The organism is Bacillus sp. FSL K6-1003, from assembly GCF_037964945.1.
In the GTDB taxonomy this organism is placed as follows: Bacteria; Bacillota; Bacilli; order Bacillales; family Bacillaceae; genus Bacillus; species Bacillus mojavensis.
The window spans coordinates 1225938-1251653 of the sequence record NZ_CP150176.1; the positions used below are offsets into that span (position 1 = coordinate 1225938).

A 25716-nucleotide genomic window follows, 5' to 3' on the forward strand; every position below is an offset into this window, starting at 1 on the left:
TGGTGCTGAATTGGGGGATGTATGATGGATGACAAGCAATGGGAGCGTTTTTTAGTGCCGTACCGCCAGGCTGTTGAAGAATTAAAAGTGAAGCTCAAGGGGATCCGCACGCTTTATGAATATGAGGATGACCATTCACCGATTGAGTTTGTGACAGGACGCGTCAAGCCTGTGGCGAGTATACTCGAAAAAGCCAGACGGAAAAGCATACCATTACATGAAATTGAAACCATGCAGGATATCGCAGGCCTTAGGATCATGTGCCAATTTGTCGATGACATCCAATTTGTAAAGGAAATGCTGTTTGCCCGAAAAGATTTCACCGTTGTGGATCAGAGAGATTATATTGCAGAACATAAAGAGAGCGGGTATCGGTCATATCATCTTGTCGTGATGTATCCTTTGCAGACGATATCTGGAGAGAAACATGTTCTTGTTGAAATACAGATCCGTACGCTGGCGATGAATTTTTGGGCGACCATTGAGCATTCATTAAATTATAAATACAGCGGAAACATTCCTGAAAAAGTAAAACTGAGGCTTCAGCGCGCTTCTGAAGCAGCTTCACGGCTTGATGAAGAGATGTCGGAGATCAAGGGTGAAATACAGGAAGCTCAAGCTGCCTTTTCTAGAAAGAAAAAAGGAAGCGAGCATCAATAGGTAAAGGGGAAGAAAAAGCATGAAATTTGCCGTATCGTCAAAAGGAGACAATGTTTCTGATACGCTGAAAAGCAAAATACAGGCGTATTTATTAGATTTTGACATGGAACTGGATGAAAATGAACCGGAAATTGTCATTTCAGTCGGGGGCGATGGGACGCTTTTATACGCTTTTCACAGATACAGCGACAGATTAGATAAAACAGCTTTTGTCGGCGTTCACACGGGTCATCTGGGGTTTTATGCGGACTGGGTTCCTCATGAAATTGAAAAACTCGTGCTCGCAATTGCGAAAACACCGTATCACACTGTGGAATATCCGCTCCTTGAAGTAATAGTAACCTATCATGAAAATGAGCGGGAAGAAAGATATTTGGCGTTAAATGAATGTACGATTAAAAGTATAGAAGGAAGCCTTGTGGCGGATGTGGAAATCAAAGGGCAGCTTTTTGAAACGTTCCGTGGCGACGGCCTTTGCCTGTCCACGCCTTCTGGGAGCACAGCCTACAATAAAGCGCTGGGCGGAGCAATTATCCACCCATCCATCAGAGCGATTCAGCTGGCGGAAATGGCATCTATCAATAACCGCGTATTCCGGACGGTCGGATCACCGCTCCTTCTCCCTTCCCATCATGATTGCATGATTAAACCGAGAAACGAAGTTGACTTTCAAGTGACAATTGACCATTTAACCCTGCTTCATAAGGATGTAAAGTCCATCCGCTGTCAGGTGGCATCCGAAAATGTAAGATTTGCAAGATTCCGTCCGTTTCCGTTTTGGAAAAGAGTCCAGGATTCATTTATCGGAAAAGGTGAGTAGAAAGAGGACGTATCGTGAAGCAATTTATTATTGAAAAGAAGATCACTACCGCTGAAGACGGAATGACCTTAAAGGAATATACGGTCGATCTGGGAATTTCGAAGCGTCTGCTGACCGACATCAAATTTGGCGGAGGAGATCTTCTCATTAACGGTGAACATGTGACTGTTAAATACGTATTGAAAGAAGGAGACTTTCTTGTTGTAAAGTTTCCTGAGGAACAGGTGAGCGAGACGCTTTTGGCCGAGCCTGTTCCGCTCGATATTATGTATGAGGATGAACACGTGCTTGTGATAAACAAACAGCCGTATGTGTCATCTATTCCGTCGCGAGAGCACCCGGCGGGAAGCATCGCGAATGGCATCATCCATCACTACCAAAAAAACGGAGTACGGGCCACGGTTCATCTTGTCACCCGGCTAGACCGGGATACGTCAGGTGTCATGCTTGTTGCCAAGCACCGCTTTGCCCACTCCATTTTATCGTCGGCGCAAAAAAACGGCCTTGTGAAACGCAGATATGTTGCGATTGTGCATGGACGTATGGCAGAGACAGAGGGAAAGGTAGACGCCCCGATTGGCAGACATCCTGACAGTATCATTGAACGGATAGTGACACCTGGCGGTCAGAAGGCTATTACTCACTTTCGTGTCACACGTCTTACGGATGACTTAACCACGGTGGCATTGCAGCTTGAGACAGGGCGGACCCATCAAATTCGCGTTCATATGAGCTATCTCGGCCACCCGCTGTGCGGCGATACGTTGTACGGCGGAACGAGACAGAAGATTGACAGGCAGGCGCTGCACAGTGAGCAGCTGTCGTTTATCCACCCGCTGACGCAGGAAAAAATGACGTTTCATGCGGCTCTGCCGCACGATATGTTAGGAATTATGTAAAGGAGAGAATCATTAAAACGATTCTCTCCTTTTTATATGGGGCGAAATCTAGTCTCGTCATAAGGCATAGAGCTTGGAACGGAGACGGTCTCCAGTTCGGGAAAACGGAAGGCCGTCAGTTCATTTCCAAACACACAGCCTGTATCAATGTTAATGGTGCGATTTTTTATGCGGGGCTCTTTAACAGGTGTGTGTCCGTATACAACCCAGGCTGTCCCGTTATAAGCAGCGGCCCAATCCCGCCTGACGGGTCTGCCGTCCGGATACGTTTCACCCGTCACATCGCCGTAAAGCACAAAGTCCTTTACTCTCCTCGTGTTTTTGCCGATATCGTCAGCCTTTATGCCAGCATGGGCGACAACCAATTCTCCATTATGTAAGATGTCGTAAAGCGGCGCAGTTTCATAAAGCCTCATAAATTGTTCGCTGACTTTTCTTCTTTCTTCTTCAGAAAGTGCTTTAAGCTCTGCCGCGGTTGTTTCAAGACCGTGCATCACTTTAACTGGATTTCCTTTTAAGTAGCGGTACAGCTTGTTGCAATGATTTCCCGGGACATAGCGCACGGCTCCTTGTTCATAAGCTCCGGCTACAAAGCGGATGACTTCAATTGATTTAGGGCCACGGTCTGTCAAATCCCCGGCAAAAACAAGCACCCTGCCTGCATCATGTACAGGCAATCCATTTTTTATTGTGTATCCAAGTTTTTCTATTAGGGCTGTCATTTCATCGTAGCAGCCATGAATATCGCTGATGATATCGTAGTAGGCCATGCAGCATCCTCCTTACTCATGATTTTATTTATTATGAAGCAAATTGCTGTGAGTCATCACCGGCTTTTATGTGCAAATTATAGAAGAATCATTTTCTAAAAAAAAAATGAGACCTTATTACTTTATTTTTCATCATCACCCTTGTTAAAATCGCGTTATGTTTTTTTAAAAGGAGGTTCAGATTATGGCGCATACATCTGTCGCATCATTAGTTGTCGTACTTATCGTTGCATTTTTGACTCCCATCCTTTTGCATCGGTTTAAACTCAGCATCCCTGTTGTTGTTGCTGAAATTATTATGGGATTGATTATAGGAAAAAGCGGTCTTAATTTAGTTGTGGAGGGTGATACTTGGCTTCAGACGCTCTCTATGCTCGGATTTATCTTTTTAATGTTTTTAAGCGGTCTTGAAATTGATTTTTCATCCTTTGAGAAGGGAAAGAAAAAGCAGTTTCTGCAAAACGGCAAGGAAGCACCCAATACATTTGCCACAGCATCCATTATTTTTATCGGTATTTTTATTTTATCATTGCTGCTGTCTTATGGGTTCGTCGTGGCCGGATTTATCCAAAATGCATTCTTAATGACGCTTATTATTTCTACGATTTCGTTAGGTGTTGTCGTTCCAACCTTAAAGGAAGAACGGCTCATGAATTCAAACATCGGTCAGATCATCCTGCTTGTTGCCGTGATTGCTGACTTGGTCACTATGATTCTTCTTGCTGTATTTTCTTCTTTGTATGGAGAGGACAGCGGAAACATGTGGCTCTTAATGATCTTGTTTGCAGCGGGAGTAGTGCTCTACTTCTTCGGCCGGATCTTTAAACACCGTTCTTTTGTTCAGTCCATGTCTAAAGGGACGATCCAGATTGGCACCCGTGCTATTTTCACTTTAATTATCGTACTGGTGGCTCTGTCTGAATCACTGGGGGCAGAAAATATACTCGGCGCTTTCTTAGCGGGCGTGCTTGTTTCCCTGCTCTCGCCGAACAAGGAATTGGTTCAGCAGCTCGATTCCTTCGGCTATGGGTTCTTAATACCGATTTTCTTTGTGATGGTCGGCGTAAAATTGGATATTTGGACACTTTTTCAGGACCCGAAAATTTTAGTGATGATTCCGCTGCTGCTTATGGCACTGTTAGTAAGCAAGATTCTTCCTATCCTGTACTTGAAGAAATGGTATGATAACCGCACAATATTGGCGTCTGGTTTCCTGCTGACATCAACGCTTTCTCTTGTGATTGCCGCTGCGACAATCGGCCAGCAGCTTCATGTCATCAGTGCGAATATGTCAGGAGCGCTTACGCTGGTGGCGGTTATTGCAAGCATTTTTACGCCGGTCGGATTTAAAAAGCTGTACAAAAAACAGGAGCAGCCGGAGGAGAAAAAGAAGATCACATTTATCGGCGCTAATCAAATGACACTGCCTGTTACACTTGAATTGCCTGAGAGTGAGTATGAAGTGCGTGTCGTGCACGTTTATCAAGAAAACGCTGAGGAAAAGCTGTCAGACTCAGTATTTTCCGTCGAAACGCTTCCTGATTATGAGCATCAAACCCTTGAATCACTCGGTATATTTGATACAGATATCCTTGTAGTGGCGACAGGGGATGAAGACATGAATACGGACATCGCATTATACGCCAAAGAAAAGGGGACAGAAAGAGTCATCGCCAGCACCGGATCACCGAAGAACGAAGCGAAATTGAAGGAGCAGGGCATCGGCATCTTTTCCATCTTGCTGTCGACCAAAACACTGCTTCGCGCGCTGATAGAAGCACCTGGCGTCATGAAACTGCTCACGAACCAAGAGTCCTCGCTGTATCAAATTAATATGGAAAACAGCAAATACGACGGCGTGATTCTCCGTGAATTCCCTTTAACAGGCGATGTGATTTTTGTCAGGATTTTCAGAGGTGTGGACAGCATTGTTCCTCACGGCGATACAAGGCTGAAAATCGGAGACCGTTTAATTGTCACCGGATCACGCGGGTATGTAACGGATCTTAAGAAAACATTGGAAGGATAAAATCTTGACCAAATAAGGATTCGTGTTAATATAGAGGTGCAGAACAATTCAATATGTATTCGTAAAACCACTAGGGGTGTCCTTTATAAGGGCTGAGATAAAAGTGTGACTTTTAGACCCTCATAACTTGAACAGGTTCAGACCTGCGTAGGGAAGTGGAGCGGTATTTGTGTTATATAACTATGCCAATTCCAAACCACTTTTCCTTGCGGGAAAGTGGTTTTTTTATTATCAGACAGGGGGAATGACGTGTGAAGTTTTCAGAAGAATGCCGCAGTGCAGCCGCAGAATGGTGGGAGGGGAGTTTTGTCCATCCGTTCGTTACGGGAATAGGTGACGGAACTCTTCCGATTGACCGTTTTAAATACTACGTGCTTCAGGATTCTTATTATTTAACGCATTTTGCGAAGGTGCAATCGTTCGGCGCCGCTTATGCGAAGGACCTTTATACAACGGGACGCATGGCCAGCCATGCTCAAGGTACATATGAAGCAGAAATGGCGCTTCATCGCGAGTTTACAGAGCTTTTGGAAATTAGTGAGGAAGAACAGAATGCATTTAAGCCATCTCCTACCGCATACTCTTATACATCTCATATGTACCGTTCGGTCTTGAGCGGGAATTTTGCAGAAATCTTGGCAGCTCTTCTCCCGTGCTATTGGCTTTATTATGAGGTTGGTGAGAAATTGCTGACATGTGATCCGGGGCATCCGATCTATCAGAAGTGGATTGGTACCTACGGCGGTGACTGGTTCAGACAGCAGGTGGAAGAACAAATTAACCGTTTGGATGAGCTGGCGGAAAACAGCACCGAGGAAGTGCGTGCCAAGATGAAAGAGAATTTTGTTATTTCCAGCTATTATGAATATCAGTTCTGGGGAATGGCTTATCGAAAAGAAGGCTGGTCAGACAGCGGCGTAAAAGAGGTGGAAGGACTTGGAGCTGCACGCCATAACTGATGACCGCAAGCCGGTTGAAGATCTAGTGAGATCCATTATAGCCATTCAGGATGAGGTTGATTTCATCCATATTCGAGAACGGTCTAAATCGGCGGCTGACATTTTGAAACTGCTGGAGCTTATTTCTGAAGGCGGTGTTGATAAGCAAAAGCTGGTGATGAATGGCCGGGTTGATATTGCACTTTTTTCAAATATTCATCGTGTTCAGCTGCCGAGCTGCAGCTTTTCACCGAAACAAGTAAGAGCCAGATTTCCTCACCTGCACATTGGGCGATCAGTGCATTCACTGGAGGAAGCGCTTCAGGCAGAAAAGGATGATGCTGATTATGTTTTGTTCGGACATGTGTTTGAAACGGATTGCAAACAAGGCCTTGAGGGCAGAGGCGTGTCTTTGCTTTCAGAAATCAAACAGAGGATCTCGATTCCGGTTATTTCAATTGGAGGGATGACACCTGCCAGATTAAGAGAAATGAAGCAAGCAGGTTCAGACGGTATTGCTGTCATGTCGGGAATTTTTTCTTCCGATGATCCTTTGGAAGCTGCCAGACGATATTCCCGCAAGCTAAAGGAGATTCAGTATGAAAAGGCATTATGATGCAGTTGTCATTGGAGGCGGAATTATTGGTTCCGCGATCGCTTATCAGTTGGCAAAAGAAAAGAAAAACACCGCATTGCTTGAAAGCGGAACAATAGGCAGCAGAACAACAAGCGCCGCGGCAGGGATGCTTGGCGCCCATGCCGAGTGCGAGGAACGGGATGCGTTTTTTGATTTCGCCATGCACAGTCAGCGTATGTACCGAGGTCTTGGAGAGGAGCTATTTGCATTATCCGGTATCGATATCAGAAGGCATGAAGGCGGTATGTTTAAGCTTGCATTCTCCGAAGAAGACGTGTCACGCCTCAGACGGATGGACGATTTGGATTCTGTCAGCTGGCATACAAAAGAAGAAGTGCTGGAAAAAGAGCCGTATACGGCCAGTGAGATTTACGGGGCGAGCTTTATTCAGGATGATGTTCATGTTGAGCCTTATTTTGTATGCAAGGCATACGCTAAATCGGCTAAAGCGCTTGGTGCGGATATTTTTGAGCATACTCCTGTTCTCGATGTGACACGTGGCGGTGAATCCATTTTGGTCAAAACAGCGTCCGGTGACATGCATGCGGATTATGTCGTGGTTGCCAGCGGGGTCTGGAGCGGGATGTTTTTTAAGCAGCTCGGGCTGAATCAGTCATTTTTTCCTGTAAAAGGAGAGTGCCTGTCTGTTTGGAATGATGACATTCCGCTGACAAAAACACTTTATCATGATCATTGCTATATCGTACCGAGAAAAAGCGGCAGACTGGTTGTCGGCGCGACGATGAAGCCTGGTGACTGGAGCGAGAAGCCGGATCTTGGCGGACTTCAGTCGGTTATGGAAAAAGCGAAAACGATGCTGCCGGCGATTCAGAATATGAAGGTTGATCGTTTTTGGGCGGGACTGCGTCCGGGGACAAAGGACGGAAAGCCATACATTGGCAAGCACCCTCAGGACAGCCGGATTTTATTTGCGGCGGGCCATTTCAGAAACGGGATTCTGCTTGCTCCTGCAACGGGTGCTTTAATTGGTGATCTCATTATGAATAAAGAGGTCAAGGCAGACTGGCTGCACGCCTTTCGAATTGATCGCAAGGAGGCGGTTCAGATATGATGCTTCAGCTGAACGGTAAACAAGTTGAATGGGATAGAGACTCAGGTACGATTCAGGATCTGCTTGCGTCTTATCAGCTTGAACATAAAATCGTTGTCGTTGAAAGAAATAAAGAAATTATCGGCAAAGAACAATATCACGAGGTAGAGCTGTGTGATCGTGATGTCATCGAAATTGTCCATTTTGTAGGAGGCGGATGAGAATGTTAACAATTGGCGGGAAACAATTTCAATCAAGGCTGCTGTTGGGCACGGGAAAATATCCATCGTTTGATATTCAAAAGGAAGCGGTGGCTGTTTCAGAGTCTGATATTTTAACATTTGCTGTACGGAGAATGAATATCTTTGAAGCGTCTCAGCCTAATTTTCTGGAACAGCTTGATTTATCCAAATATACGCTTCTGCCAAATACAGCTGGCGCCAGTACGGCGGAAGAAGCAGTTCGAATTGCACGGCTCGCGAAAGCATCCGGGCTTTGTGACATGATTAAAGTCGAAGTCATCGGGTGCAGCCGTTCCTTGCTGCCCGATCCTGTGGAAACGTTAAAAGCATCTGAACAGCTTCTTGAAGAGGGATTTATTGTGCTGCCGTACACCTCGGATGATGTGGTGCTGGCGAGAAAGCTTGAAGAGCTTGGTGTTCATGCTATTATGCCGGGGGCTTCTCCGATTGGATCGGGACAGGGGATTTTAAATCCTCTGAATCTGTCATTTATCATTGAACAGGCCAAAGTGCCGGTCATCGTGGATGCCGGAATCGGATCGCCAAAAGATGCGGCATATGCAATGGAGCTTGGAGCGGACGGCGTACTGCTGAATACGGCCGTATCAGGTGCGAACGATCCGGTGAAAATGGCGCGCGCCATGAAGCTCGCAGTAGAAGCAGGGCGTCTATCTTATGAAGCAGGCCGCATTCCAGTCAAGTCATATGGAACGGCAAGCAGTCCGGGAGAAGGTCTTCCTGTATGACGGGCAGGTACTCCAGACAGGAGCTGTTTGCTCCAATCGGCTCCGAAGGCCAGAAGAAACTGAGAGAGGCGCGCGTTGTGATCATCGGCGCCGGCGCACTGGGAACGGCCAGCGCAGAGATGCTGGTGAGAGCGGGAGTCGGATCGGTGAAAATCGCCGATAGAGATTACGTCGAATGGAGCAATCTGCAGCGCCAGCAGCTTTACACAGAAAATGATGTCAGAAAGGAAATGCCGAAAGCAGCGGCTGCTGAGCAGCGCCTTCGTTCCATTAACAGTGATGTGGATGTGACCGGACTTGTCATGGATGTCACAGCAGAAAACGTATCCGAACTGATTCGTGGCGCATCAATCATTGTAGATGCCGCCGATAATTTTGAAACCCGGCTTATTGTTAACGATGCTGCAGTGAAAGAAGGCATTCCGTTTCTTTACGGCGCTTGTGTGGGTAGCTACGGCCTTACGTTTACTGTATTGCCGGGGGTAACCCCCTGCCTTCATTGTTTACTCGATACCCTTCCGATTGGCGGTGCGACATGCGACACAGCCGGCATTATCAGCCCGGCTGTTCTGCAGGTTGCTGTCCTTCAGGTGACAGACGCTCTGAAACTGCTGACGGGAGAGGAATGCGAGCCCGTGCTGCGCTCCTTTGACCTATGGAAAAATGAGCGGTCAGAAGTAAGAGCAGCGGGACTTAAAGATGACTCGTGTCCAAGCTGCGGCACAAAGGATTTTCCGTTTTTATCATACGAAAACCAAACGAAAGCAGCAGTATTGTGCGGCAGAAACACGGTGCAAATCAGATCCTCTTTCACAAAAGAAGCAGATCTTGACGTGATGGCGGGGCAGCTGAGGCAGGCGGGGCTGGAAGTAGCAGCGAATCCGTATTTAATTTCCTGCCGCTCTGATGACATGAAAATGGTGCTGTTTCGGGATGGCAGAGCATTGATCCATGGAACAAATGATATTGCCAGGGCAAAATCCATCTATCATAAATGGATCGGGTAATAAAAGGAGTGTAGTTTGATGAGTATATATAAAGCCTTGACGATCGCCGGCTCTGACTCAGGCGGCGGCGCGGGGATACAAGCAGATATTAAAACCTTTCAGGAGCTTGGTGTATTCGGAATGTCTGCCATCACGGCGGTAACTGCACAGAATACACTTGGCGTTCACGGCGTGTATCCGCTGACTGCAGAGGCACTGAGAGAGCAAATTGATGCTGTGGCGGAGGATTTGAGACCGGACGCCATAAAAACAGGAATGCTTTGGAATGCAGAAATGATTGAAGAAGTGGCAAGGAAAATTGATCAATACGAATTAACCCGGGTGATCGTTGATCCGGTTATGATCGCGAAGGGCGGGGCGTCCTTGCTGCGCGATGAATCAATCGCTACGCTGAAGGAGCTGCTGATCCCACGAAGCTATGCGATCACGCCGAATGTGCCGGAAGCAGAAGCGCTGACGGGTATGGTGATCCGTTCGCTTGATGACCGGAAGAAAGCTGCGGAACAGCTAGTGAAGATGGGTGCGCAGCATGTGATTATCAAAGGCGGGCACCAGCCTGAGGACAATCACATTACTGACCTTCTTTTTGATGGAAACATGTTTATGCAAATCAGCCATCCTTATATCGATACGAAGCATACGCATGGCACTGGCTGCACCTTTGCTGCGGCTTTAACAGCCCAAACCGCTAAAGGAGACAGCATCCATCAGGCATTCGAGGTTGCTGCCAACTTTGTCCGCGAAGCCGTAGAAAATACGCTCGGCATCGGATCGGGCCACGGGCCGACAAATCATTTCGCTTTTAAACGAAACAGCATAAAAATAAACTGATGAGACCACCTGCTTATGGTGGTCTCTTTCATGTTTGACTTTGGTATGCGCTTTTCATCTGGACAAGGTTATGATATGATAGGTATTAAGATCAGGTACTAATACTATGTCTTTAACAAATATAGGAGGCTTTATACATATGAATTTTTCACTTAAAGGCCGCAACATTGTTGTTATGGGAGTAGCCAACAAACGCAGTATCGCTTGGGGAATAGCGCGCTCTTTACATGAAGCGGGCGCACGATTGATTTTCACATATGCAGGTGAACGCCTGGAGAAATCTGTTCATGAACTCGCTGGAACTTTGGAGCGAAACGATTCCATTATCCTTCCTTGCGACGTAACAAACGACACGGAAATCGAAACTTGTTTCGCAAGCATTAAGGAGCAGGTCGGTGTGATCCACGGTATCGCGCATTGTATCGCGTTTGCCAACAAAGAAGAGCTTGTCGGCGAATATTTAAACACAAATCGTGAGGGCTTCCTTCTAGCTCACAACATCAGCTCATACTCACTGACCGCTGTCACAAAAGCGGCGCGTCCGATGATGACTGAAGGCGGAAGCATCGTAACGCTGACTTACCTTGGCGGAGAGCTCGTTATGCCGAACTACAATGTGATGGGTGTAGCGAAAGCTTCTCTTGACGCAAGTGTGAAGTACTTAGCTGCTGACTTAGGAAAAGAAAATATCCGCGTTAACAGCATTTCTGCTGGTCCGATCAGAACATTATCTGCTAAAGGCATCAGTGACTTCAACTCAATCTTAAAAGACATCGAAGAGCGTGCACCGCTTCGCCGCACGACCACACCTGAAGAGGTGGGAGATACAGCTGCATTTTTATTTAGCGATATGTCCCGAGGCATTACAGGTGAAAATCTTCATGTTGATTCAGGTTTCCATATCACTGCCCGCTAAGCAGTTTCACCTTCAAGCAGTCCCAAACAGGGATTGCTTTTTTATTTCTTCTGATTTTCAGCATTCTGTCATATAGATAGAATATGACAGAATCGGAGGGATGAAGATGTCTAATAAGAAAAGAAACGCGGATAAAAAACCGCTCATGTATATTGTTCAGCCGGACTATGTGGAAACACGCTCGTCCATGCAGGAGATCGTCATTAAAAGAAAGGCTAAACCGGCTCCGCCAAAAGCAGAGGAACAGCCGGTTTACCATGAAAAAGAGCGGGAAGAGATTCAGGTAAAAGATGCTGTGGAAACAGAGGAAAAAAAGCGGGAAGACATTCAGGCAAAAGATGCTCAGCAAACAGAGAAAAAACAGGCAGAGGAACCAGTGCGTCAGCAAAAACAAGAGGTAAGAGAGCCGGAGAACCAGAAAAAGCAGCAGGTACCGTTAGAAGAGCCGCAGGCAATTGAAGAAATCCCCAAACAGCAGTCTCGGGAAGCGGAAAAAAAGGAAGAGCCTGCACCTGAAGCCCGTAAGCCTGAAAAGGAACCGGAGGCCGTGCATAATGCAGCTAAAGCTGAAGAAAAGGCACCGCCGGCCAGAAAAGTGAAAAAACCGATGAGCAAGATGTCCATCCATGAAAAAATCGATTTTTTAACAAAACTGCCGCATAACATGCCGAGAGCGCTTTGTCTGATTGAAGCCAATGGAAAAACGTACAGAGGCGTGATTGTCGGAAGAAGAAATGATTCCGTCCTGCTTCGGACGACCGGAAATGGTGCTCCGACTGAGCTGGCGATCGATGAGATAACATCTCTGCACCCGTTAGGTTTTTAATGAAAGCAAAAAGCTGCCCGGCAGATCGTTCCGGCAGCTTTTTTACATAGAGAAAAGCCTGCAAATCTTGCAAGCTTTTCCGTCTTATCATGAATGATGATGTGTGCGATTGATTAAACGAGGATTTAAGCAATTGATCGCGCAGAAGCAGTCTAAATCCACTTCAATACAGTAGTTCGTTTTTTCAAGTCGGAACACTTCACAAATCGTGTCTTTATCGGTGAAGTCCAAAATGTGTTTGTGTTCGTCAAAAGCGATTAATAAGGATAGCGTTGCGCAGCTGCCATGAACTTTTTCCACTCTAAAAAATACTGTATTAAAGCAAGGTCCGTTATCCAGCTCGCCGACATTACCGAAGGCGACTAAAGGCTTTGATTTTGATGTAAATATTGCAAAAGGCACTGTATCGCCTAATGAATGGTTTACTGACAAAAGCTTGGAATGGCAGCCGGTCGGGCAATCCTCTTCAACCGCGTTTTGCAAATCTTCAATTTGTTCTACCGCTTCACGCACGCAGCTTGATGTTTTCTGGCTCATATTATCCCTCCTGCCTTGTAATTTTGAGACTGGCGAAATGATGGAGAGTCAGCTGCCTCACTTTCGAAGCAGCTGAATGATTTGCACCTGTAATAGAGTTTGGAAGGGGATTCCTCTTTACAAGTGTTTATCCATTGTGATGATGCTTTTTATCTCTGTTAGGGGATGTTCTGTCAACTAACTCTGGTGACAGGCATTGAATCGCACAGAAGCATCCGAGATCCACTTCTATGCAGAAATCTGTTTTTTCAAGCCCGAAGAAATCCGGGTCGCAAGGATGGCAAACACTTAATGTTTCGCCTTTAACATCGACCGGGCGTAAAATAGACAGTGTAGCGCAGCAATCGCATAATTTCTCGACGCGGAAGAAAATGGATTCAAAGCATTGCATATCATCCACAAATCCCCCCACGTTTCCGAATGTGGAGAACAACCCGCCTTTTTTATCAAAAACGAGAAACGGAATTGTGTCTTTTCCAGCAATCGTAGGGTTTAAAAGGTTGGTATAGCAGCCAGTCGGACACTGTTCTTCAACTGCCTCCTGCTCTGCTAAAATCTTTTCCACTGCATCGCATACACAGTTCTCATGTCGGCCATGGGTTTTTCCGCAGCTCATTGATTTCAGCTCCTTCTTTATAGGGTATTTGACTTTAGTCCTTAACAACATATGTACTCGTGCCTCACTTGGTGTGGGTGAACGTCTATATATTCATCATATGCGGGAAAATAAGAAAAAGCAGAGCGTTTTTAGCTCTGCTTTTAGGTCCTAGAGGACGAGAGTGATAACTAGGATGGCTACGAGAGTGTTTGTTGCTGTAGAGATAAGTGTTGCGATATCGGCATCTACTGTTGAGACGTTTACGCCGCGGGAGCATTCGATGAGAAGTTTTTGGCGGTTAACTTGCTTGTTAGCTGTCAGCTGCAATAAATCTTGTGCGACTAATTCGGCGATGACTCCGTCTGCAATGGATGTGAGTGTAGCTGTAACTACAGCGGCATTAAGCGCTGTTACAACTGATGTTACGGCTTGAACGTCTGTAGATGTAACGTTAATGTCACAAGAATCTCTAATAATAATCGTCTCATCGGAGACTTGTTTGTTGAGATTTGCCTGAGCTAGATCTTGGTCGATGAAGGCATTGTCGTTGCCAAAAACCCCATTGCCATTACAGCAAATATCGCAATTACATTTTCTTTCTTCTTTTTTATCTTTTTCGTCTAACGGATGGTCACAGTCAGGATCAAGTGCAACCCAAGAATATGGTCTGCTTTCCATATCTATTCCTCCTTTTCTTTTACTGTTATTAAATGAGCGAGCCTCTTACTTTGACTGAGGCATATATCCTGATGAAGAACCCTATTTTTTATGATTGGTTTGAATTGTTATTGTTTTTCCGTCTTTGTCTGAGCTGCTCAATTAATTGTTCTCTGCGGCTTAACGGCTTTTCGTTCTTTTGCTCTTGCGCCGTTCCTTCTTCTTTTTTCTTCTTTTGGTTTTCAATTAACGCTTCTGATTTAGCCTGCAAGTCTTTTACCAGATTCAAGAGCATTTCTTTTTCTTCATCTGATACTTTTTTCATTTTGTCTTTGGTCACGCCGTGTTTCAGAAAGATATTGTGGACCAGCATTTTCGTCATCGGATCAACTTCTGGAAGCTTTGCAAGCTCTTCTTTAATTTTGTCGTTATCTGACATTTGATTTCACCTCGACTTTTGAGTTTGTGAAAAGAAAGGGTTAAAGGACGTCAAGTTCATTGAGAATGCTGTTAAGCACCTGAAGCAAAATTTGTACAAAGGTTATTATTTCGTCGGCAGATAAAGTGATTTTGATATTTCGGCTGTTGATAATTTTAATGATGGTTCTTTTTTTGATTTGGGAGCTGTCAAGAATAAGAATTTCGCTTGCTACTGCGTCAGCTAAGTCCTCGTCGGCGATGACGAGCTGTGTTGCCAGGATAATCATTGTTGTAACCAAGGCTTGTATAGAAAGGGCAGATGTTATATGTGACGTATCTATTGTGATATTTTCGCAATCAATGACTTCGATCTGCTGTTCGAATTCGCTTGATAATTGCTCAAATATTTCAGGATGCAGGGATTCAACTTTTTCTTCAAATGACATAACCTTCACTCCTTTCTTATCCATACTGTATATAATGCAGAAGAGATGCAGAGCGGAATAAGAAAAACAACCAATTTTCAACAGGACAAGATACAAAATCATGAAAGCTAGGGTTTCTGCATATATGTGAAGGGGATGATGAAAGGAGTGAACAAGTGGTTATCAATTGGCTGTCTCTTTTCCTTCTTTCGCTTGCGGTCTTCCGGCTCGCGCGTCTTTTCGTGTTTGATACGATTATGGCGCCGCTTCGCAGCCTTTTTCATGAAGAGAAGGAGGAAAAGGATGCGGACGGGAACATTGAAACGTATATTGTCATAAAGGGAACAGGTGTGAGGGCGTTTATCGGTGAATTGCTGAGCTGCTATTGGTGCACAGGCGTGTGGTGCGCCGGCTTTTTGATTTTGTGCCAGGCCTTTATTCCAGAGGCGGCCCAGTGGCTGGTTTTGCTGCTGGCGATCGCCGGGCTGGCCGGTATAATTGAAACCCTTGTATCAAAATGGCTGCAGGAATGAGGCATTCCCACCAGCAACTTTCCGTCAGTATCCGCATAAAGTAGCATATATGACATAAGGAAAGGAAGGGATCAAAGTGAATCAAATTAACAAACCTTCCCAAAAAACTCCATATACAGATTCATCGTATCAAACAAAAAAGATCAAAAAGAAAGGCTGCGGGTGCGGCAGTAAAAAGAAAAAACCTCAATAGCCTGACCCTGACAAGAGACCGGAGATGTCCGGTTTTTTGTTTTTTTTAACAATGCTGGTTCGCTCAGCATATGTCATGAGAGGGGGGATCTCATGAATGAGTTTGAAAAATTCATAGAGGGCAGGTATGAACCGCACGATCAAAAGCAAAACAAGCATGACAAGATGATCAAACAGATTGAAAAGGAGTTGGCTTTATTTGAGGAAGCCGGCTTGTCGTTTGAACAAGAAATTGAAGAATTGGCTGAAAAGACGGAAGCCTTACTGAAAAAACGGCAGGCTCAGCATGATCTATTATAAATCCGCAAGCGCCCTATGCGGATATCCAAGCCAATCATGATGACTCGCATAGTGTATAGAGTAAAGGAGGTGCTTAGTTATGGGATTTGGTTACGGAGGCGGCTGCTACGGCGGCGGTTATGCTGGAGGATATTCAGGCGGTTACGGTTCAACATTCGTTCTTGTGGTCGTACTGTTCATTCTTCTCATCATCGTAGGTGCATCTTTTTTTAACTACTAAGAAATGAATGAAGGAGGAAGTACGGATGATTTCCGTGCTTCTTCCTACTTTATGTATCCTTTGCTGCTTTTTAAATCAGTAACTTATTTCTGCTTGCGGATCATCACATTATGCGTAAAGCGTTCATACAATACTGTATTACTCCGCCAAAAGGAGGCGTATTATGGATAATCAATTTTTTAAGAACATTGAAAAGAAAACAGGCGTGAACATGCAGGATGTCATGAATCTTGCAGGCTCACTTCAAAACGCCAATTTTAAAGATGAAAACACAGTCCGCAGCGTCATTAAGCGCGTGGCGCAGCTGGCAAACAGACGCGTGCCGAAAGAAATGGAAGATAAGATTGTCCAGTCCATTACAAGCGGAAAAGAAAAGCTTGATTTTGGAACGATTTCTAAAATGTTGGATAATAAATAAGCGGATGGCCTGGGCAACGGGCCTTTTTTACAGTGAAAAACCCGGCAGTATCGCTGCCGGGCTGTTTATTTGGGCAAGAGCTGTCTCGTTTGCTGCAGAAGAGGATACAAAAACCTTGAACGGTGGGCTGTTTTGCCGCGCCTGTTTGTGGGACAAGACAAATATAAATGCTGTTTGGCCCGTGTCATTGCAACATACAGAAGACGTCTTTCTTCCTCAAGCGGAGCTTCGTCACCCTTTCTCGCTGTTTCTAATGAGAAATCATGCGGGATGGAGCCGTCTACCGTGCCTAATACATAGACGGTTTTGAATTCAAGGCCCTTTGATCGGTGAATGGTCATCAGCTGTACACCGTTTTCATCCGTTTTGTTTTTCTCAGCAGCCCGCATGTGATCCACATGGGCGAGAAAGTCAGGGATGGTTTTGAATTTTTTTGCGACAACCTTGACGTCACGCAAGTCATCAGAGCCTTTTTCCAGCTTGTTTCCTTCGTTGCCCCGTTTTTTTAAGTATTCGGAGAAGCCCATTTTTCCTTCAGCAAAAGTAATGGCTTCCACCGGCTTCATGGTGCGGATGCTTGCGAAAAAGGGTACGATTTTTTTGATTTTATCCAGCTGGAACGGCTTCAGATCCGGCAGTTTGGCCAGCGCCTTAATCATGGAGCAGTCCTCGGTAATCGAGAGCGCCTTCAGCGTGTTTAAAGCAGACTGCTTTAGAAATAAGGCAGGCAGCAAGTGTTTAATCGCTTCAGTATCATCCTCGTTTTGACTCGCGTACAAGTATGCGAGTATCTGGCGGACGATTCTTCTGCTGTAAAAGGACTGGACGCCGCGATCAGCGGTATACGGAATTGATGATTGATGAAGCCTTTCATAAATGGCGCGGCCGGCGCTGTTTGTCCGGTAGAGAACCGCAAAGTCTTCAGGTTTTGCGCCGTTTTGAATTTTTTCTTTCATATCGGAAACCACCATTGTCGCTTCTTCTTCTTCGTCATAAGGATAAAACAGCACAGGGACCTGCGCGTCGTCACGAGCGGCTTCCAGCATCTTGGCATACCTGTTTTTGTTCTTTTTCACGACAATATCAGCACTGGAAACGATCGGATGTGTTGAACGGTAGTTCGCTGTTAAGTAGATTGTTTTGGCACCAGGATAATCCTTTTGAAACTCCAGAATAAAAGAAGGGCTGCTGCCGCGGAACGCATAGATCGACTGATCGTCGTCCCCAACACAGCACAGGTTTTGTTCCGGACTCGCCAGCATTTGCATGATTTTATATTGGACCGGATTAATGTCCTGAAATTCATCAATTAAAATATACGTAAACCTAGATTGATATTGCTCCAGAAGATCAGGCCGCTCTATGAACAGTTCATAGCAGGCAGACGCCATATCATCAAAATCAAATTGGCGGTGTTCTTTTTTCTGGCGCTCATAATATTCGTACAGGCGGTAGACTTGTTTTTCCCAGTCATCCTTTAAAGGAATACGTTCATTCGGCAAATAAGAGTTTTTCCAAAAACCGATTTGCTGCAAGGCCTGATCGACGGGGAACTCTTTCTCATCTACGCCTTCTTCATAGAGTGCTTTTTTCATATATTGTTCCTTTTGCCATTCCATTTTCAACAGGTGCTCGCCATTCCACTTGGCAGAATCATAGTGATACAGGATTTTATAAAACAAGCTGTGGAAGGTTCCGGTGACAAGTCTTCTGACTTTTGATGGCTGTAATCCGTACTGCTTCGCCATGCGATCTTTCATTTCCGCGACGGCCTTTGTTGTAAAGGTGACAAGCAGCATATGTTCCGGCGGTATGTCTAGGTGTTCGATCATGTGGGCAGCGCGTGCGGTCAGCACACGTGTTTTTCCGCTTCCTGCACCGGCAAGCACCAATAATGGACCTTCCGTTTCCGTGACAGCTTTCAGCTGATCTGTGTTTAAGCCGACAGTCGGAAAAAGGCTCGTATCAGGTTCTATTGTTTTTTGAACAAATGGTGTTCCGGGTTTAATGCTTCTCGGCCGCTGCCATTCCGTGACAGCCGGAGACGAGTCAGCAGCAATCGCTTTCCCCTTGGGTAATCGAAAAACACCGGATTCCTGATAGTTTTCCTTCTTTTCTTCTTTAGCGGGTTTCGTTTCGCAGGCCTCCTCACATGCCGGAAAATGGCCTGGCTGGCGGTGGATAAACTCCGGCGGATCGGTGATATTAAGCCTTAACAAAACGGGTTTTCCGCAATGAGAACAAAATAAATGGCCTTTTATTCCTTCTTCAAAAAGGAATTGATAATGTTCTCTCGAATATGTATGTAAATGTATGGTTCGATCATTCAGTCGGGCGCATTTCAAAAAGGGGTCCTCCCAATCAAAAAAAGGTGTTCATTACAGACAAAGACTATCATATCAAAAGAAACGTGTTTCAAAAAGTAAGTTTAAGGGAAAAGAGACAGCAGAAGGGTGGGTACCGAATGATATATGCAGGTCAGATTCAGAACCAGCAATACGCTCAATATGCCAATCGCACAATAGGCCATAAACAGGATTATGCCGGAACAGAGAAGGTCAGATACGTCCCGTTTCAGCGGATGTACAAGGAACTTGAAAAACAGCAGGAGATTCAGACAGCCGCTGAAAGAAAAGTAAACGAGGCGAAACGTAAGCGCTCTCTTTATAAAAGATTGCGAGAAAAAGGGATAGGTACATCTATTAATCGATACGTATAAAAAACCGTTCACATGAGAGAGCGGTTTTTTTATATGCGAAAAAATCCGGATCTCAGAAGACCCGGATGGTGTTTAATCCTTAATCATTTGCAAATGGGGAATGCCGGCATCGAGAAATTCCTCTTCAGACAGCACCCGATAGCCATGTTTTATGTAAAATGGCACTGCTTGTGTTTGCGCATTTAACATAAAACCTGAAGCACCGCCGTCTGCTGCCGCTTTTTCCAGCGCTTTCATAATGATGCCGCCGACACCGGCTGAGCGGTGGCTTTTCAAGACACAAATTCGCTCTAATTTGCCGTATCCGTTCTTTAGCCGCCATCTTCCGGCGCCGACCGGCTGATCTCCGTCATACACCACAATATGTTCTGATTCGTTTTCAAGCTCATCAATTTCTTCTTCAGCTGGTACGTTTTGTTCTTTGACAAAGACTTCTTTTCTTACATAAAATGCATCTTTCATTTGTTCTTCATTTTTTGCGATAACAGCTTCCAAATCGTTTATTCTCCTCCGCCTAACAGGAACGTTTCATATACCGTCCATGAACCGTTTTCCAATTGATACAAGAGATGAAAACGGTCAACGATTTCTTCATGAGATACTTCCTGCATTTTTAACTGCCCTAATACATCAGAATGCTCATCGTCGGAAAGGTTTTGGCCGACCGTCACATGCGGAACAAAATTGTATTCCTGATTACCGGCTAATACACCGGTGTAAAGTTTTTCATTCAGTGTTTTTAATTCTTCCGTCGGCTCTGCTTTAATGTAAATGACATTATTGACAGGCGCAAAAGAACTGTATTTGGTCATTTTGAGAACAATCGGATGAGATTCTTTAGCGATTTCTCTCAATTGTGATACCAATTCACCGGCTTCCTCTTCTGTAAATTCAAAGGAAGATCTCAGCGTCAAATGAGGCGGGATCAGGGAATAGCTCGGATCATAGCGCTTTCTGTAAGAGTTCGCGAGATCTTGCAGTTTTTTTGATGGAAATAAAACGATTCCGTATTTCATAGTATGTCCCTCCTGAAAATAAAGTATGTTAGAGCATTTTTTTCAGCGCCGGCGTAATGAGCGGCTGCCAGTATGTCCACTTGTGGTCTCCATCAAATGGCTCAAAATAATAATCGGAAAGCTTCTCCTCCAAGAGCATTTTCAGCTCCTGATTCGGTTCTGTGAAGTCCAAAATATTGCCGTCTGTCGTATGGACATCTGTTTCTTTTGTTCCGATTTGGTGGTAAAGAGAGAGGTGTTTGATGTCGTCTGACTGTCTCACGGCATCTAATACATGTTGATCAACATAGGGAGACTGCATGATGATGTTCCCAAACATATTTGGATAATCAAGCGCTGTCATAAGAGAAACGGTCGCTCCGAGAGAATCACCGATCAGTGTCCGCCCGTAGCCGACTTGGTACGTCGGAAATTCATGATCCGCAAAAGGAACTAGCTCGTGGGCAATAAATCGTTTATATGCCGAAAACTTAGAACCTTCCGGATGATAGGTTTTTCTGCGTTCTTTTACATCCTTGTAAGGAACACCGATAATAATGCTTCGGTCTATTTCTCTTTTAGACAGCAATTCCTCCACTTGTCTGCCGATTCTCCCCAGCCTGAAATAATCGTGGCCGTCCTGCGCGATAATAATATGATATTTATAAAGAGGGGAGTAGTTTGACGGCAGATAAACGAGTACTGTCATTTCCTCGTTAAGCTCTTTTGAAAAGAGCTTCTTTTCTTGAACTGTGCCGTTTTTCGGTGCCATAATACATTCCTCCAGGACATCACTAGACTTTCTTGCATTTGAAATTATTGTACCATGAATTATTAGAAATTTCTCTCTTTAAACCGTTCGGAACTCGAAGAAAAAAGTATTGAAATAAACTGCAAATTGCGCTAATATAAAACAATCAGAAAATTGAAACCGATATTTCTTATCGTGAGAGGTGGAGGGACTGGCCCTTAGAAACCTCAGCAACCGGCTTGCTTTGCATATGCAAAGCGCCAAGGTGCTAAATCCAGCAAGCGTTTTTTATGCTTGGAAGATAAGAAGAAGCGTTAAACCCCTTCTTCTTATGAAGAAGGGGTTTTTATTATGAAAAGGGAAGGTGTCAGCTATATGTCACAGCACGTTGAAACGAAATTAGCCCAAATCGGAAACCGAAGCGATGAAGTAACAGGAACAGTGAGTCCCCCTATTTATTTATCAACAGCATACCGCCACAGAGGGATCGGTGAATCAACCGGATTTGATTATGTTCGGACAAAAAACCCGACACGCCAGCTTGTTGAGGACGCGATTGCCAGTTTAGAAAATGGAGCGAGAGGGCTTGCTTTCAGTTCGGGAATGGCAGCAATTCAAACGATTATGGCGCTGTTTAAAAGCGGGGATGAACTGATCGTTTCATCGGACTTGTATGGCGGCACGTACCGTCTGTTTGAAAATGAATGGAAAAAATACGGCTTGACCTTTTATTATGATGATTTCAATGATGAGGACTGTTTACGCTCCAAAATTACACCAAATACAAAAGCAGTGTTTGTGGAAACACCGACAAATCCGCTGATGCAGGAGGCGGACATTGAAAAAATCGCTCGGATTTCAAAAGAGCACGATCTTCTGGTGATTGTTGACAACACATTTTATACACCGGTTTTGCAGCGTCCGCTTGAGCTTGGAGCTGACATTGTCATTCACAGCGCAACCAAATATTTAGGCGGGCATAACGATCTGCTTGCAGGGCTTGTCGTTGTCAAGGATGAACAGCTTGGAGAAGAAATGTTTCAGCATCAAAACGCCATCGGCGCCGTCCTGCCTCCGTTTGACTCATGGCTTTTGATGAGAGGAATGAAGACGCTCAGTCTCAGAATGCGCCAGCATCAGGCGAACGCTCAGGAGTTAGCGGCCTTTTTAGAGAAGCAAGAAGAAATCAAGGATGTGCTTTACCCGGGAAAAGGAGGCATGCTGTCCTTCCGTCTGCAAAAAGAAGAATGGGTGAATCCATTTTTAAAAGCACTGAAAACGATTTGCTTTGCGGAAAGCCTCGGCGGGGTGGAGAGCTTTATTACATATCCTGCCACACAGACACACATGGACATTCCTGAAGAGATCCGCATCGCAAACGGCGTCTGCAACCGTTTGCTGCGCTTCTCGGTCGGAATTGAGCATGCCGAAGATTTAAAAGAGGACCTAAAACAGGCGTTATGTCAGGTCAAAGAGGGAGCTGTTTCATATGAGTAATCATAATTGGACGCTGGAGACCCAGCTCGTGCACAATCCATTTAAAACAGACGGCGCAACCGGGGCGGTCAGTGTACCGATCCAGCACGCCTCGACCTTCCACCAATCTTCATTTGAAGCGTTTGGCGCATATGATTACAGCCGCTCAGGCACGCCGACAAGAACAGCACTCGAAGAAACAATTGCCGCACTGGAAGGCGGAACGAGAGGATTTGCTTTCAGTTCAGGCATGGCTGCGATCTCAACAGCATTTTTACTTCTCTCACAGGGCGATCACGTTCTTGTGACAGAAGATGTATACGGCGGAACCTTCCGCATGGTGACAGAGGTTTTGACCCGTTTTGGCATTGAGCACACGTTTGTTGATATGACAGATATCAACGAAGTGGCGCGGAGTATCCAGCCAAACACAAAGGTCATTTACATGGAGACACCGTCAAATCCGACACTTGGGATTACTGATATTAAAGCGGTTGTCCAGCTTGCAAAAGAAAACGGCTGTCTGACCTTTCTGGATAATACATTCATGACACCGGCACTGCAGCGTCCGCTTGATCTCGGCGTGGATATTGTGCTTCACAGTGCAACAAAATTCCTGAGCGGACACAGCGATGTGCTGTCAGGCCTCGCTGCTGTCAAAGATGAAGAGCTTGGGAAGCAACTGTATAAGCTGCAAAACTCGTTCGGCGCCGTCCTTGGTGTGCAAGATTGCTGGCTCGTGCTGCGCGGCTTAAAAACATTACAGGTCCGGTTAGAAAAAGCGAGCCAAACAGCGCAGCGGCTTGCGGAATTTTTCCAGAAGCATCCGGCGGTGAAACGCGTGTATTACCCGGGGCTGTCTGATCATCCGGGCGCTGAAACTCATAAAGGGCAGTCGTCGGGAGCGGGTGCTGTGCTTTCCTTTGAGCTAGAAAGCAAGGAAGCTGTTCAGAAATTAGTAGAGAACGTGTCGCTGCCGGTCTTTGCTGTGAGCCTTGGCGCCGTGGAATCGATTTTGTCCTATCCGGCAACGATGTCTCATGCGGCAATGCCTAAGGAAGAACGCGAAAAACGAGGCATTACTGACGGCTTGCTCCGTCTCAGTGTGGGAGTTGAACATGCAGATGATTTAGAGCGCGATTTTGAAGAAGCGCTGAAAGAAATCGCGCCAGTGGCGGTCCGTTAAAAAAAGAAGCCGGCGATAGCCCGGCTTCTTTTTATTTTTCATCATCAGGATTGAGAATCGCCAGTACTTGATGATCCTCCCATTTTCCGTTGATTCTCACGTTTTTTCGGGCAATGCCCTCTTTATGAAATCCCGCTTTTTCTAATACGCGCATGGACCCCAGATTGCGAGGCATGACACCGGCTTCAATGCGATGAAGTTTTAACTCGTGGAACGCATAATCAACAACCAATCTGACGGCCTCAGTCATCAGGCCCTTTCCGTTATGAGCTTTGTCTAAAAAGTATCCAATAAACGCGCATTGCAGCGCTCCGCGGATCATTTGAAAAAGGGAAACCGTCCCGATTAATGTATGGTCTGTGTTTGTGAAGATGCCGAAGTGATACTCTTGGTCATTCTCCAACCTTTGCTGATATTGTTCGATCCTTTTTCTCTGTCCTTCAATCGTATAGTAATCGTCTGCGCGAATCATGGAGAACTGTTCAAAAAATTCCCGGTTTTCGCTTTGCAGCCGAAGATTCTCTTCAGCATCTTCTGTTTCTAAAGGTCTTATATAAATAGTATGTCCTTTTAACATACAGCAATCTCTCCGTTCTCTCGTCAGCAATTTCTTTTACATAGTATTCTAAGAAGAGTGTGGGAATTATTTACAAAAAGGAAGAAAACCAATTTCCCATAAAGGTGCCAACATAATTGCCGATCAAGTAGCCGAGTGTGCCGACCAGCATAATTGGCGCAACAAGCTCCCGCCACCCTTTGGCAATCGCCATCGCAGCAGCTGTCGTAGGCCCGCCGACTGTGGCGTTTACGGCAAGCAGAATTTCCTCAAGGCGCACGCGGAACAATTTACCGACAGCTAAGGAAACCGCTAAATTGCTGATGGCAATGATAAAGACAAATAAGAGAATAAGAGGCGCATTTGTAATGATTAATCGGAGATCTGCAGGAATACCAATTACCACAAAAAACAAATAAATCAAGTAGGTGCCAAGCTCCTGAGATCCATTGAGCCCTTCAAAAAAACGAGGGAACAGAAAGATGATGAGGACAGATAGAGACGTCAACACAAGGTACTGATCGCCAAGCGTCCCGGTCAAAAGAGGATGGGAAAACGTAATTTTGAAATAGCCGGAAATCTTAACACTTACCGCAACAAGGGCAAAAGCAGCTCCGGTATTAAAGGCAATATCCTTTAATGAAATGTCCCTCCGCTTCCAATAGCTTTCCGCGCTGTTATCACTGTTTCCTTCTGCTTTTGCCTTATCTTCAAACGGCATCGCATAATGCCGGCGAAACCATTTGAGTGCGGGAATGCTGATTAAAATAAAAAACAACAGCGCCATCATAAAGTTATCTGCCACAACCGTTGCCGACACATATTCGCCCGGTGTCTCAAATTTTGCAGCCATCGCCGCAAAATTAATCCCGCCGCCGATATAAGAGGCACTGATCATTCCGCCAATCTTGTCTAGATAGGGAATATGCTGTTTTAATAGAAAAAAAGCGGCGATGCTGCCAAACACTGTCCCTAAGGAACTTATAAGAAAAATAAACAGCAAACGCCTGCTTTCCTTAAATATCTGCTGCACATTGATCTGAAACAGCAACAGAGGAATCGCAAGCGGCACCACATATGACCACACAGTATCATATACAGGCGATTCAACAGGAAGCACTCCGATATTTGTAAACACCATAGCACCTAAAAGCGCGATGATAGCGCCAGACACAGCGGACGCCCACTTAAAGCGCTGCTCCAACCCGATGCTCACCGCTGCCCATACCGCAATAAACCCCCACAGCACCCAAACATCATCAGAAGAAATCAAAGAATGCAAAACTCTTCACCTCAATTATTAGAAAATTAAGACATATTATAAAGGCCTGAGGAAAGAACAGCAAGTCCGGGCAAAAAAA

The 25716-nt window shown here is 45.3% G+C and carries 32 protein-coding genes and 2 riboswitches; of the genes, 20 read left to right on the top strand and 12 right to left on the bottom strand.

Annotated features, from left to right (window positions below):
* Positions 1-24: 24 nt before the first annotated feature.
* Genes yjbM through NSU16_RS06260 form a run of 3 tightly spaced genes read left to right on the top strand, consistent with a single transcriptional unit; the run spans position 25 to position 2379 of the window.
* A complete protein-coding gene (gene yjbM, locus NSU16_RS06250) occupies positions 25-660 on the top strand; it encodes a GTP diphosphokinase (RefSeq protein WP_024120930.1) in 636 nt (211 codons plus the stop codon).
* A 19-nt stretch (positions 661-679) separates the two neighbouring features.
* Positions 680-1480 carry an NAD kinase gene (locus NSU16_RS06255; RefSeq protein WP_010333761.1) on the top strand — a complete coding sequence of 267 codons (801 nt, stop codon included), beginning with the start codon at positions 680-682 and terminating at the stop codon, positions 1478-1480.
* A 14-nt stretch (positions 1481-1494) separates the two neighbouring features.
* Positions 1495-2379, top strand: a complete 885-nt coding sequence (locus NSU16_RS06260; protein ID WP_339192313.1) for an RluA family pseudouridine synthase — start codon at positions 1495-1497, stop codon at positions 2377-2379.
* Positions 2380-2411: 32 nt separating this feature from the next.
* Here NSU16_RS06260 and prpE read toward each other — a convergent pair whose 3' ends face one another.
* On the bottom strand, positions 2412-3149 hold the full coding sequence (gene prpE, locus NSU16_RS06265; protein ID WP_268449919.1) for a bis(5'-nucleosyl)-tetraphosphatase PrpE: 738 nt from the start codon (positions 3147-3149) through the stop codon (positions 2412-2414).
* A 184-nt stretch (positions 3150-3333) separates the two neighbouring features.
* Here prpE and NSU16_RS06270 point away from each other — a divergent pair, with 184 nt between their 5' ends.
* The 10 genes from NSU16_RS06270 (at position 3334) to cotO (ending at position 12372) form a co-directional block, all read left to right on the top strand.
* The gene (locus tag NSU16_RS06270) at positions 3334-5178 is read left to right on the top strand and encodes a monovalent cation:proton antiporter family protein (RefSeq protein WP_326330437.1); all 1845 of its coding nucleotides are present in this window, start codon (positions 3334-3336) and stop codon (positions 5176-5178) included.
* 62 nt (positions 5179-5240) lie between these two features.
* Positions 5241-5349, top strand: a riboswitch (TPP riboswitch).
* An 80-nt stretch (positions 5350-5429) separates the two neighbouring features.
* Positions 5430-6137: a thiaminase II gene (tenA, locus tag NSU16_RS06275; RefSeq protein WP_268449925.1), complete on the top strand. Its 708-nt coding sequence runs from the start codon at positions 5430-5432 to the stop codon at positions 6135-6137.
* The gene (tenI, locus tag NSU16_RS06280) at positions 6115-6732 is read left to right on the top strand and encodes a thiazole tautomerase TenI (protein ID WP_286058715.1); all 618 of its coding nucleotides are present in this window, start codon (positions 6115-6117) and stop codon (positions 6730-6732) included. The genes tenA and tenI overlap by 23 nt, the downstream gene beginning before the upstream one ends.
* The gene (gene thiO / locus NSU16_RS06285; protein ID WP_339192314.1) at positions 6716-7825 is read left to right on the top strand and encodes a glycine oxidase ThiO; all 1110 of its coding nucleotides are present in this window, start codon (positions 6716-6718) and stop codon (positions 7823-7825) included. Before tenI ends, thiO begins: the two co-directional genes overlap by 17 nt.
* A complete protein-coding gene (gene thiS / locus NSU16_RS06290; RefSeq protein WP_286059665.1) occupies positions 7825-8025 on the top strand; it encodes a sulfur carrier protein ThiS in 201 nt (66 codons plus the stop codon). The genes thiO and thiS overlap by 1 nt, the downstream gene beginning before the upstream one ends.
* Positions 8022-8792, top strand: coding sequence for a thiazole synthase (gene thiG / locus NSU16_RS06295; RefSeq protein ID WP_081720775.1), 771 nt, complete (start codon positions 8022-8024; stop codon positions 8790-8792). The genes thiS and thiG overlap by 4 nt, the downstream gene beginning before the upstream one ends.
* Positions 8789-9799, top strand: coding sequence for a thiazole biosynthesis adenylyltransferase ThiF (gene thiF / locus NSU16_RS06300; protein ID WP_268446783.1), 1011 nt, complete (start codon positions 8789-8791; stop codon positions 9797-9799). Before thiG ends, thiF begins: the two co-directional genes overlap by 4 nt.
* An 18-nt stretch (positions 9800-9817) precedes the next feature.
* Positions 9818-10630 carry a bifunctional hydroxymethylpyrimidine kinase/phosphomethylpyrimidine kinase gene (thiD, locus tag NSU16_RS06305; RefSeq protein WP_339192315.1) on the top strand — a complete coding sequence of 271 codons (813 nt, stop codon included), beginning with the start codon at positions 9818-9820 and terminating at the stop codon, positions 10628-10630.
* Between the two features lie 139 nt (positions 10631-10769).
* Positions 10770-11546, top strand: coding sequence for an enoyl-ACP reductase FabI (gene fabI, locus NSU16_RS06310; protein WP_010333773.1), 777 nt, complete (start codon positions 10770-10772; stop codon positions 11544-11546).
* Positions 11547-11646: 100 nt separating this feature from the next.
* Positions 11647-12372 carry a spore coat protein CotO gene (gene cotO, locus NSU16_RS06315; RefSeq protein ID WP_268446786.1) on the top strand — a complete coding sequence of 242 codons (726 nt, stop codon included), beginning with the start codon at positions 11647-11649 and terminating at the stop codon, positions 12370-12372.
* A gap of 87 nt (positions 12373-12459) precedes the next feature.
* Here cotO and cotZ read toward each other — a convergent pair whose 3' ends face one another.
* The 5 genes from cotZ to cotV all read right to left on the bottom strand — a co-directional run bounded on the left by cotZ (position 12460) and on the right by cotV (position 15030).
* Entirely contained in the window at positions 12460-12909 is a 450-nt protein-coding gene (gene cotZ / locus NSU16_RS06320; RefSeq protein WP_168747436.1) for a spore coat protein CotZ, read from the bottom strand.
* 127 nt (positions 12910-13036) lie between these two features.
* Entirely contained in the window at positions 13037-13525 is a 489-nt protein-coding gene (gene cotY, locus NSU16_RS06325) for a spore coat protein CotY (protein WP_010333777.1), read from the bottom strand.
* A gap of 150 nt (positions 13526-13675) precedes the next feature.
* Positions 13676-14185, bottom strand: coding sequence for a spore coat protein CotX (gene cotX, locus NSU16_RS06330; protein WP_268449940.1), 510 nt, complete (start codon positions 14183-14185; stop codon positions 13676-13678).
* Between the two features lie 88 nt (positions 14186-14273).
* Complete coding sequence (gene cotW / locus NSU16_RS06335; RefSeq protein ID WP_059352739.1) at positions 14274-14603, bottom strand: spore coat protein CotW; 330 nt, start codon at positions 14601-14603, stop codon at positions 14274-14276.
* A 40-nt stretch (positions 14604-14643) separates the two neighbouring features.
* On the bottom strand, positions 14644-15030 hold the full coding sequence (gene cotV, locus NSU16_RS06340) for a spore coat protein CotV (protein WP_268449944.1): 387 nt from the start codon (positions 15028-15030) through the stop codon (positions 14644-14646).
* Positions 15031-15185: 155 nt separating this feature from the next.
* Here cotV and NSU16_RS06345 point away from each other — a divergent pair, with 155 nt between their 5' ends.
* The 4 genes from NSU16_RS06345 (at position 15186) to NSU16_RS06360 (ending at position 16672) form a co-directional block, all read left to right on the top strand.
* Positions 15186-15542: a DUF1360 domain-containing protein gene (locus NSU16_RS06345; protein WP_010333781.1), complete on the top strand. Its 357-nt coding sequence runs from the start codon at positions 15186-15188 to the stop codon at positions 15540-15542.
* A 285-nt stretch (positions 15543-15827) separates the two neighbouring features.
* The gene (locus tag NSU16_RS06350) at positions 15828-16034 is read left to right on the top strand and encodes a hypothetical protein (protein ID WP_339192316.1); all 207 of its coding nucleotides are present in this window, start codon (positions 15828-15830) and stop codon (positions 16032-16034) included.
* 79 nt (positions 16035-16113) lie between these two features.
* Positions 16114-16254, top strand: coding sequence for a YjcZ family sporulation protein (locus NSU16_RS06355; protein WP_010333783.1), 141 nt, complete (start codon positions 16114-16116; stop codon positions 16252-16254).
* A gap of 163 nt (positions 16255-16417) precedes the next feature.
* Positions 16418-16672 carry a stage VI sporulation protein F gene (locus tag NSU16_RS06360; protein WP_010333784.1) on the top strand — a complete coding sequence of 85 codons (255 nt, stop codon included), beginning with the start codon at positions 16418-16420 and terminating at the stop codon, positions 16670-16672.
* Positions 16673-16737: 65 nt separating this feature from the next.
* Here NSU16_RS06360 and NSU16_RS06365 read toward each other — a convergent pair whose 3' ends face one another.
* Positions 16738-19017, bottom strand: coding sequence for an ATP-dependent helicase (locus tag NSU16_RS06365; protein WP_339192317.1), 2280 nt, complete (start codon positions 19015-19017; stop codon positions 16738-16740).
* 119 nt (positions 19018-19136) lie between these two features.
* Between NSU16_RS06365 and NSU16_RS06370 the strand changes: the two genes are divergently transcribed.
* Positions 19137-19391 (top strand): hypothetical protein, encoded by a 255-nt coding sequence (locus NSU16_RS06370; RefSeq protein WP_010333786.1) that lies wholly within the window; start codon positions 19137-19139, stop codon positions 19389-19391.
* Between the two features lie 72 nt (positions 19392-19463).
* Here NSU16_RS06370 and NSU16_RS06375 read toward each other — a convergent pair whose 3' ends face one another.
* The 3 genes from NSU16_RS06375 to NSU16_RS06385 are packed head-to-tail and all read right to left on the bottom strand — an operon-like array spanning position 19464 to position 21158.
* Positions 19464-19886 carry a GNAT family N-acetyltransferase gene (locus NSU16_RS06375; RefSeq protein ID WP_168747443.1) on the bottom strand — a complete coding sequence of 141 codons (423 nt, stop codon included), beginning with the start codon at positions 19884-19886 and terminating at the stop codon, positions 19464-19466.
* A gap of 5 nt (positions 19887-19891) precedes the next feature.
* Positions 19892-20407: a YjcG family protein gene (locus NSU16_RS06380; protein ID WP_010333788.1), complete on the bottom strand. Its 516-nt coding sequence runs from the start codon at positions 20405-20407 to the stop codon at positions 19892-19894.
* 28 nt (positions 20408-20435) lie between these two features.
* On the bottom strand, positions 20436-21158 hold the full coding sequence (locus NSU16_RS06385; RefSeq protein WP_339192319.1) for an esterase family protein: 723 nt from the start codon (positions 21156-21158) through the stop codon (positions 20436-20438).
* A 166-nt stretch (positions 21159-21324) separates the two neighbouring features.
* A riboswitch (SAM riboswitch) is annotated at positions 21325-21445 on the top strand.
* A gap of 67 nt (positions 21446-21512) precedes the next feature.
* On the opposite strand from NSU16_RS06385, the gene metI reads away from it, so the two are divergent.
* Together metI and metC are read left to right on the top strand one after the other, a co-directional pair.
* Positions 21513-22634 carry a cystathionine gamma-synthase/O-acetylhomoserine thiolyase gene (metI, locus tag NSU16_RS06390; protein ID WP_168749417.1) on the top strand — a complete coding sequence of 374 codons (1122 nt, stop codon included), beginning with the start codon at positions 21513-21515 and terminating at the stop codon, positions 22632-22634.
* Complete coding sequence (metC, locus tag NSU16_RS06395; RefSeq protein WP_339192321.1) at positions 22627-23799, top strand: cystathionine beta-lyase; 1173 nt, start codon at positions 22627-22629, stop codon at positions 23797-23799. The genes metI and metC overlap by 8 nt, the downstream gene beginning before the upstream one ends.
* Before the next feature lie 31 nt (positions 23800-23830).
* Here metC and NSU16_RS06400 read toward each other — a convergent pair whose 3' ends face one another.
* Both NSU16_RS06400 and NSU16_RS06405 read right to left on the bottom strand, forming a co-directional pair.
* Positions 23831-24376, bottom strand: coding sequence for a GNAT family protein (locus NSU16_RS06400; protein ID WP_010333792.1), 546 nt, complete (start codon positions 24374-24376; stop codon positions 23831-23833).
* 70 nt (positions 24377-24446) lie between these two features.
* Complete coding sequence (locus NSU16_RS06405; protein ID WP_339192323.1) at positions 24447-25637, bottom strand: DUF819 family protein; 1191 nt, start codon at positions 25635-25637, stop codon at positions 24447-24449.
* Positions 25638-25716: the final 79 nt, after the last annotated feature.

Coding starts and splice junctions, on each gene's coding strand:
- NSU16_RS06385 (WP_339192319.1), bottom strand. CDS start 21,158: ATGGCACCGAAAAACGGCACAGTTCAAGAAAAGAAGCTCTTTTCAAAA.
- cotZ (WP_168747436.1), bottom strand. CDS start 12,909: ATGAGCCAGAAAACATCAAGCTGCGTGCGTGAAGCGGTAGAACAAATT.
- NSU16_RS06255 (WP_010333761.1), top strand. CDS start 680: ATGAAATTTGCCGTATCGTCAAAAGGAGACAATGTTTCTGATACGCTG.
- thiO (WP_339192314.1), top strand. CDS start 6,716: ATGAAAAGGCATTATGATGCAGTTGTCATTGGAGGCGGAATTATTGGT.
- cotX (WP_268449940.1), bottom strand. CDS start 14,185: ATGGAAAGCAGACCATATTCTTGGGTTGCACTTGATCCTGACTGTGAC.
- NSU16_RS06370 (WP_010333786.1), top strand. CDS start 19,137: ATGATATATGCAGGTCAGATTCAGAACCAGCAATACGCTCAATATGCC.
- thiD (WP_339192315.1), top strand. CDS start 9,818: ATGAGTATATATAAAGCCTTGACGATCGCCGGCTCTGACTCAGGCGGC.
- yjbM (WP_024120930.1), top strand. CDS start 25: ATGGATGACAAGCAATGGGAGCGTTTTTTAGTGCCGTACCGCCAGGCT.
- NSU16_RS06380 (WP_010333788.1), bottom strand. CDS start 20,407: ATGAAATACGGAATCGTTTTATTTCCATCAAAAAAACTGCAAGATCTC.
- NSU16_RS06360 (WP_010333784.1), top strand. CDS start 16,418: ATGGATAATCAATTTTTTAAGAACATTGAAAAGAAAACAGGCGTGAAC.
- cotO (WP_268446786.1), top strand. CDS start 11,647: ATGAAGATGTCTAATAAGAAAAGAAACGCGGATAAAAAACCGCTCATG.
- thiG (WP_081720775.1), top strand. CDS start 8,022: ATGAGAATGTTAACAATTGGCGGGAAACAATTTCAATCAAGGCTGCTG.
- prpE (WP_268449919.1), bottom strand. CDS start 3,149: ATGGCCTACTACGATATCATCAGCGATATTCATGGCTGCTACGATGAA.
- metI (WP_168749417.1), top strand. CDS start 21,513: ATGTCACAGCACGTTGAAACGAAATTAGCCCAAATCGGAAACCGAAGC.
- cotV (WP_268449944.1), bottom strand. CDS start 15,030: ATGTCATTTGAAGAAAAAGTTGAATCCCTGCATCCTGAAATATTTGAG.
- cotY (WP_010333777.1), bottom strand. CDS start 13,525: ATGAGCTGCGGAAAAACCCATGGCCGACATGAGAACTGTGTATGCGAT.
- thiS (WP_286059665.1), top strand. CDS start 7,825: ATGCTTCAGCTGAACGGTAAACAAGTTGAATGGGATAGAGACTCAGGT.
- thiF (WP_268446783.1), top strand. CDS start 8,789: ATGACGGGCAGGTACTCCAGACAGGAGCTGTTTGCTCCAATCGGCTCC.
- NSU16_RS06350 (WP_339192316.1), top strand. CDS start 15,828: ATGAATGAGTTTGAAAAATTCATAGAGGGCAGGTATGAACCGCACGAT.
- cotW (WP_059352739.1), bottom strand. CDS start 14,603: ATGTCAGATAACGACAAAATTAAAGAAGAGCTTGCAAAGCTTCCAGAA.
- NSU16_RS06355 (WP_010333783.1), top strand. CDS start 16,114: ATGGGATTTGGTTACGGAGGCGGCTGCTACGGCGGCGGTTATGCTGGA.
- metC (WP_339192321.1), top strand. CDS start 22,627: ATGAGTAATCATAATTGGACGCTGGAGACCCAGCTCGTGCACAATCCA.
- NSU16_RS06400 (WP_010333792.1), bottom strand. CDS start 24,376: ATGTTAAAAGGACATACTATTTATATAAGACCTTTAGAAACAGAAGAT.
- fabI (WP_010333773.1), top strand. CDS start 10,770: ATGAATTTTTCACTTAAAGGCCGCAACATTGTTGTTATGGGAGTAGCC.
- NSU16_RS06270 (WP_326330437.1), top strand. CDS start 3,334: ATGGCGCATACATCTGTCGCATCATTAGTTGTCGTACTTATCGTTGCA.